Genomic DNA, 6643 nt, shown 5'->3' on the forward strand with positions numbered 1-6643 from the left:
GTCGGCGGCCAGGCCGACGAGGTGCTCGCAGTTGTCGAGGACGAGCAGCAGGTCGCGGTCGGACACCGTGGCGACCAGCCGCTCCAGCGGCTCGGGGCCCGGCCGGTCGGCGCGGCCCAGCCGGGAGTCGCGCACCCCGAGCGCGGACAGGACCGCGGCCGGCAGGTCGGCGCCGTCGGCGACGGGGGCCAGTTCGACGAAGCAGACGTCGCCGCTCACCCGCCCGGCCGCTTCCACGGCCAGCCTGGTCTTCCCGGCCCCGCCGGGGCCGATCAGCGTCACGAGCCGGGCCGAGGCCAGCAGCCCGTCCAGGCGCTCCAACTCGGCGGTACGGCCGACGAAGCTGGTCAGCTGGGCGCGCAGCCCCCGCCGCGACGTGGTGGGCGCCGGGGCCCGCAGCGCCGGGTCGCCGCGCAGCACGGCCAGGTGGGCCGCGGCCATCTCGGCTCCCGGCTCGACGCCGAGTTCCTCGTCGAGGACCCGCCTGCCCTCCTCGAAGGCGGCCAGGGCCTCGGCCTGGCGGCCGCCGCCGTACAGGGCGTGCATGAGCTGGACCCGCAGGCGTTCGCGCAGCGGGTGCGCGGAGGTGAGTTCACGCAGTTCGGCGACGAGGTCGCGGTGCCTGCCGAGCGCGAGGTCGGCCTGGACGCGGTCCTCGACGGCGGCCAGGCGCAGCTCCTCCAGCCGGGTGGTGGAGGACCCGGCGAGCGGGGCGCCGCGCCACAGCGACAGCGCCTCGCGCAGCACCTGGGCCGCGGTGGCCGGGTCGCCGGAGGTCAGGGCCTGCCTGCCGTCGGCGGCCAGGCGCTCGAAGCGGTGGGCGTCCACCTGGAGGGGATCGACGGCCAGCCGGTAGCCCGCCGGGTGGAACTCGACCAGGTCGCGGCCGAGGGCCCGGCGCAGCCGGGAGACCTGCGACTGCAGCGCGTTGGCCACCCCGTCGGGCGGGTCGGTGCCGTACAGGTCGTCGATCAGTTGCTCGGCGGCGACGATCCGGCCCGCGCCGAGCGCGAGCAGCACGAGAAGCGCGCGCACCCGGGGTCCGCCCAGGGGGAGCTCCCGGCCGTCCGGGCCGACCACGCGTGCGGGGCCCAGGATCTCGAATCGCATGCGCTCATTATCGGCGCTGCTCCAGCATGGTCGCGATTTCCTGATATGTCGGGATTGATATCTGGATTGGTGGGGGTGTGTTGTCCAGAACGGCCAGTGCCCCCCGCAGCGCCGCCCGATACAGCAGCGATCCGGTGCTCACCCGCGCCACCCCGGCAGCGGCCAGCTTGTCCATCGGCGGGCCGAACAGCACGTTCAGCGGCAGCGCCGTACTCCTGGCCACCTCGGCGATCAGGCCCACGTCGGCGAGCCCGGGGACGAACACCCCGTCGGCCCCCTCATAGGCGGCGACCCGCTCCATCGTGTCGCCGGTGCCCAGCCAGTGCGTGTCGGTACGGGCGTTGACGAACACCCCGTGCCCCACCGCAGCCGCGATGATCTCCCGCTGGTGCGCGATCGGCCGCAGCGAGCCGTCCGGTCTGCCGTCCTCAAGGTTCACGCCCGCGACGCCCAGCCTGCCGAGCGCCCTGACCAGTTCCCCGACCTCGGCGGGGTCGTCGCTGAAGCCGCCTTCGAGATCCACGCTGACCAGCACGCCCAGCCCGACCATGCTCTCGGCCAGTTCGAGGGTCTCCGCCCTGGTCGCACCGGCCGCGTCGGGGCGGCCGTGGACGGCGGCCACACCCAGGCTGGTGGTGGCGACGGCGGGATGGCCGCGCGCGGCCAGCAGCGCGGCCGAGCCGTAGTCCCACGCGTTGGGCAGCAGGAGCGGATCACCGCGCCGGTGCAGGTCACGGAAGCGTTCGAAGGTGGTGGTGGCCATGTCCGCGACGCTATCCCGAGGACGCTTCGACGCCTGTCGAAGCGTCCCTCAGGCGGCGCGGCGCCGGCGGTGGGCGGCCAGGGACACCGGCTCGGGCACGGCGGCGGCCACCGGGCGCGGCCGAGGGGCCAGGTGCTCGCGGTACACCGCCACCATGAGCACGGCCAGCAGCCCCATCTCGGCGACGACCAGCAGCCGGGCCAGGAAACCGTAGTAGGACAGGCCGTCGATGGCGGGCGACAGGAACGAGGCCGGGTGGGCGGCCAGGTAGACCGCCAGCGTCACCGCCGCCGCGACGGCCGCCACCCGCACCGGCCGCCAGCGGGCCACCGAGGCCCGCCGCCTGGCCAGCGTCCAGGCGGCCACCGGCAGCGCCGTGAAGACCAGCGCGGCCGACCAGCGGTGGATCTCGCCGGTCAGCGTCTTGACGTCGGTCCCGCCCGCGTCGGTCGGGAAGAGCGCGGTCAGCATGAGCGCGGCGGCGGCGGCCAGCAACAGCACCCGGCCCGCCGCGCTGCGCGAGGGCTCGTGCTGGGCCAGCACGTACGTGAGCAGGACGCAGGCGACGGCCAGCGCGAGCATGCCGACCAGGATCGGCGCCAGGCCGCCGTCCACCAGCGCGTAGTCGCTGAGCAGCGGTTGCGGCGGCAGCGCGGCCTGTGCGTAGGCGAGGGCGCCGAACGCGACGAGCAGCGCGGCGACGGCTCCCCAGATCATCGGGCCACCTCATCGTAGATCGCCTCGAACCTGGCCAGAGAGGACTGGTGGTCGTGCGTGAGCGCGATCTCCCGGCTCCGGCGTCCGGACCGCTCGCGCAACTCGTCGTCGCGCAGCAGCTCCGCCAGGCGCTTGCCCAGCTCGACGGCGTCGCCCGGCCGGTAGAGGAAGCCGTTTCCGTCGACCAGGTGCGGCAACGCCATCGCGTCGGCGGCCACCACCGGCAGCCCGGAGGCCATCGCCTCCAGGGTGGCGATGCTCTGCAGTTCGGCGATGCCCGGCATCGCGAAGACGTCGGCGGCCGCGAACACCTGCGGCATCAGCCCGTCCGGGACGTACCCGAGCGAGAAGAAGCGCTCGGCCACGCCGATCCGCCTGGCCAGCGTCCGCAGATGGTCCGTACGGTTGCCCCGCCCCACCAGCGCCACCTGCGCGTCGGTCTCGTTGAGGACGATCGGCAGCGCCCTGACCAGGTCGTCGAGGTTCTTCTCCTCGTCGATGCGGCCGACGAACAGCACGGTCTTGCGGTTGGGCAGCTCCAGCAGCTTGCGCGCCCACTGCTTCGGTTCGCCGCGCGGCTGGAAGCGGGACAGGTCGATGCCGCAGGAGACCGCCTCCACCGGCCGCTTGAACCCCTGGTCGGCCAGCAGCCTGGCGGCCAGCGGGGTCGGCGTCGTCAGGCGGTCGGCGCGGTCGAAGACCCGGTTGAAGTCGCGCCAGGCCACCCGGCCCACCCCGGACCGCAGCCGCTGGGGGACATGGCCGAACTGGAACAGGTTGTCGGGCATGAAGTGGTTGGTGGCGACGACCGGGACGCCGAGCCTGCGGGCGGCGGAGATGGCCGCGCGTCCCACGACGAAGTGGCCCTGTGCGTGCAGGACGTCCGGGTTGATCGAGCGGACCAGCCGGTGCAGCCGCGTCGGCACCGTCACCCGCATCGTCGGGTGCACCACCATCGGCGCCGACCGCAGCCGGTGCACGATCACCTCGTCGACCACCTCGGTCCTGGCCGGTCCGGTGTCGGACTGGCAGACCACGTGCACCTCGTTGCCGCGTTCGGCGAGCCCTGCGGCCAGCCGGTAGGTGAAGACGGCGCAGCCGTTCACGTCGGGCGGGTAGGTGTCGGCGGAGATGAGGATCCGGCGCGGGCTCCGGGGGACGGGCGCGGCGCTCTCGGCGCTCTGGGTGGCGCGGATCGGCAGGGGCATGGCCATGTCAGGTGGTCCTTTCGAGGGGGGAGGTGCGGGCGAGCGCGAAGGTCCCGACCACGGTGATCGCGGCGGCGAGGACGGGGACGACGCCGGTGGGCATGGGCTCGCCGAGCAGCAGGGCACCGAAGACGACCGCGGTGAACGGGTCGGTGACCTGCAGAGAGGCGAAGGAGACGCCGAAGTGGCCGGCGGCGTAGGCGCGCTGGAGGAGCACGACGCCGGGCAACGCGGTGACGAGCACGCCGGGCACGTACAGGTACCACTGGCTCCAGCCGTCGTCCACGAGCACCCGCATCAGGACGGCGGTGGCGCCGTACATGGCCCCGGCGCTCACGGCGTACAGCGCGGCGCGGGCGGTGGGCGGAACGGTCTTGGCGGCGAGGATCGCGAACACGGCGATGGCCCCGGTGATCGCGAGCAGCAGCACGACGCCCGGGAGATCGAGCCGGGCGGGCCCCTCCGCCGACGGCACCATCAGCACCAGACCGACCAGACCGGCCGCCACGACGGCGGCCGCGGCCAGTTCCCTCCGCTCGGGCCGGCGCTTGTGCAGCGTGGCCGCGATCGGCAGGGCGAACAGCAGACTGGCCACACCCACCGGCTGGACCACCGTGAGCGGGCCGTAGTCGAGGGCGACCACCTGGAGCCCGGCGCCACCGCCGATGGAGACGGTGCCGAGCAGCCAGCGCGGCTTTCTCAGCAACGCTCGCATCTTCGGCTTCTCCTCACCGGTGCCGACCGCCTCGAACTGCTGCAGGGCCGCGCCGAGCGCGAAGAACAGCGAGCCCACCAAGGCGAGCGCCACGGCAAGAAGGGTCATCGAAAGCTCCTCAATCCTGGATGGTCGTCAGCCAGGTTCAAATGGACGTGTCCTGGGGAAGGCGCTCGGCCGAAGGCTGGGTGACAGCCCGGCGCTTCCTGACGAACCGCACGGCCTCGACCACGAAGGTGACCGTCAGCGCGATGCCGAGTCCGAGAAGCAGACCCTTGATCGGGTCGTTCTCGAAGGCCATCCCGCCGAAGAAGCCGATGAGCGCGGAGTACACGGCCCAAGACGAGGCCGCGATCGCGTCGAAGAAGGTGAACGAGCGCAGCGGGTGCCGTACGGCGCCCATCGTCAGCGTGGTGGCGGTGCGTCCGCCGGGGATGTACCTGGCCACCACGAGCACCAGGCCGCCGCGCTCTTCCAACGCGCCCCGCGCCCACACGAACGCCTTGCGCTCGCGCAGCCTGCCTCCGGCCTTGCGGCCGATCAGGTACGAGATGTGGTCGCCGGCGAAAGCGCCGATGGCGGCCACCACGATGATCAGGGCCAGGTTGGGCTGCCCGCCTCCGCTCGCGGCGAAGACCCCGGCGGTGATCACCGAGGTCTCCGCGGGGACGATCGGGAAGAACCCGTCGAGCACCGCGAGAGCGAAGATGGCCAGGTACAACCAAGGTGAGGACATCACCTGCTGTACCAGGTCGAGAATCGCGTGAGACATGTCGTGCACTCCGAATCTTCAAGGGGCATCGCCACCCTCGCGGGAACGACCCTTGGGAACATCCGGGCTTCACCCCGGTCGGCGACTGGATGACCCCCGAGAGATCTCAGGGATGTCCCCACCGACGGTAGGAAGACCGCAGGCCACGGCACATCGGACGTTCGGCACGCACCACCCCCGACTTTCGTCGGGTACGGCGCGACCACCGGCTGACCCCACCGATCCTGCCGGGAGGCACCAGCCCGGGTCAGGAGTGCAGGTATCCGACTTGACGGTGGGGATAGCCCTACTTTCGTCAGGGATCACGCCCCACCTTCGGCGGCTACGCGCGGTCACGACGGCGGATACCGTCGAAGGCGTGAACCGACTGCGCCGCGAAGGCCCCCGCCAGGTCACCACCGACCTGCTGCTGTGGGCGGGCCTGGCCGTGGTGACGGCCGGCTACGGCCCCCACCCGCTCGACGAACTGGGAGAATTCCTCGCGATCACGGGCTCGCGGCTCGCGGGGGTCACCCTCGCCGTCCTCGTGGGGCGGCCCTGGCCGCTGGCCGCGCTGCTGCTGCTGACCGTGCTCACGCCCTGGCCGCAGGCCGACGGCCTGGCCACGCTCGACTACGTTCTGCGGCCGTGGTCGGGGGAGGTGAAGCTGTTCCCCGCCACTTTGCTGACGCCCGGCCTGTTCTGGTACGCCTACCTCACCGGCCGCAGGCTCGCCGGGGTCCGGCCGGCCGTGGCCGCGCTGGCCGCGCTCACGGTGGCGGGGTGCGTCCTGGTGGCCGGGCGTGACGGCGGCTCGCCGGAGCTGTTCGTGACGATGGTCAGCGGGCTGCTGTTCACCTACGTCGGGCCGTACCTGCTGGGGCGGCTCAGGCGGCGGCTGGTGCTCCAGCGCGGCCGAGAGCAGCGTTCCCGCGAGGAGCAGGCGAGGTTGCGCGAGCGTACGCGGATCGCCCACGACATGCACGACTCGCTCGGCCACGACCTCGCGCTCATCGCGGTCAGGGCGGGTGGTCTGGAGCTGTCGCCCGGCCTCACCTCCGAGCAGGTCAGGGCCGCTGGAGAGCTGCGTGAGGCGGCGGCGGAGGCGACCGAGCGGCTGCGCCAGATCGTCGGGCTGCTGCGCGAGCAGGGGGACGACGCGCCGCTCACCCCCGAGGGGGAGGGGGTGGCCGACCTGGTGACGCGGGCCCGTGACTCCGGCATGGAGATCACGCTCTCGGTGTCGGGGGAGCCCCCGCTGGCCCACCGGGTGGTGCAGGAGGCGCTGACGAACGCGGCCAAGCACGCCCCCGGCGCGCGGGTGAGCGTCACGGTCGCCTCCTCCGGCGTCGTCGTGCGCAACGGCGCGCCGCAGGGCC

Annotated in this window: 7 protein-coding genes; 1 reads left to right on the plus strand and 6 read right to left on the minus strand. The window is 73.1% G+C overall.

All coding sequences use genetic code 11. The features are described from left to right. The 6 genes from ABD120_RS36235 to ABD120_RS36260 form a co-directional block, all read right to left on the minus strand. Window positions 1-1110, minus strand: a 1110-nt coding sequence (locus ABD120_RS36235; protein ID WP_343954887.1) for an AfsR/SARP family transcriptional regulator, incomplete at its 3' end; no start/stop codon positions are given. A gap of 7 nt (window positions 1111-1117) precedes the next feature. Continuing rightward, window positions 1118-1873: an isocitrate lyase/PEP mutase family protein gene (locus ABD120_RS36240; protein WP_343954888.1), complete on the minus strand. Its 756-nt coding sequence runs from the start codon at window positions 1871-1873 to the stop codon at window positions 1118-1120. Window positions 1874-1921: 48 nt separating this feature from the next. Next, entirely contained in the window at window positions 1922-2590 is a 669-nt protein-coding gene (locus ABD120_RS36245; RefSeq protein WP_343954889.1) for a DUF998 domain-containing protein, read from the minus strand. Next, a complete protein-coding gene (locus ABD120_RS36250; protein ID WP_343954890.1) occupies window positions 2587-3804 on the minus strand; it encodes a glycosyltransferase in 1218 nt (405 codons plus the stop codon). The genes ABD120_RS36245 and ABD120_RS36250 overlap by 4 nt, the downstream gene beginning before the upstream one ends. Window position 3805: 1 nt before the next feature. Further along, window positions 3806-4621 (minus strand): DMT family transporter, encoded by an 816-nt coding sequence (locus ABD120_RS36255; protein ID WP_343954891.1) that lies wholly within the window; start codon window positions 4619-4621, stop codon window positions 3806-3808. A 37-nt stretch (window positions 4622-4658) separates the two neighbouring features. Continuing rightward, window positions 4659-5285 carry a DedA family protein gene (locus tag ABD120_RS36260; RefSeq protein WP_343954892.1) on the minus strand — a complete coding sequence of 209 codons (627 nt, stop codon included), beginning with the start codon at window positions 5283-5285 and terminating at the stop codon, window positions 4659-4661. 358 nt (window positions 5286-5643) lie between these two features. Here ABD120_RS36260 and ABD120_RS36265 point away from each other — a divergent pair. Beyond that, the coding region (locus ABD120_RS36265) for a sensor histidine kinase (protein ID WP_343954893.1) at window positions 5644-6643 on the plus strand (1000 nt) is incomplete at its 3' end.

This window comes from Nonomuraea longicatena (assembly GCF_039525605.1).
Lineage (GTDB): Bacteria > Actinomycetota > Actinomycetes > Streptosporangiales > Streptosporangiaceae > Nonomuraea > Nonomuraea longicatena.

What these genes read in the sequence shown, in the direction of transcription:
- ABD120_RS36240 (WP_343954888.1), bottom strand. Translation starts at nt 1,873, where the DNA reads ATGGCCACCACCACCTTCGAACGCTTCCGTGACCTGCACCGGCGCGGT.
- ABD120_RS36245 (WP_343954889.1), bottom strand. Translation starts at nt 2,590, where the DNA reads ATGATCTGGGGAGCCGTCGCCGCGCTGCTCGTCGCGTTCGGCGCCCTC.
- ABD120_RS36250 (WP_343954890.1), bottom strand. Translation starts at nt 3,804, where the DNA reads ATGGCCATGCCCCTGCCGATCCGCGCCACCCAGAGCGCCGAGAGCGCC.
- ABD120_RS36255 (WP_343954891.1), bottom strand. Translation starts at nt 4,621, where the DNA reads ATGACCCTTCTTGCCGTGGCGCTCGCCTTGGTGGGCTCGCTGTTCTTC.
- ABD120_RS36260 (WP_343954892.1), bottom strand. Translation starts at nt 5,285, where the DNA reads ATGTCTCACGCGATTCTCGACCTGGTACAGCAGGTGATGTCCTCACCT.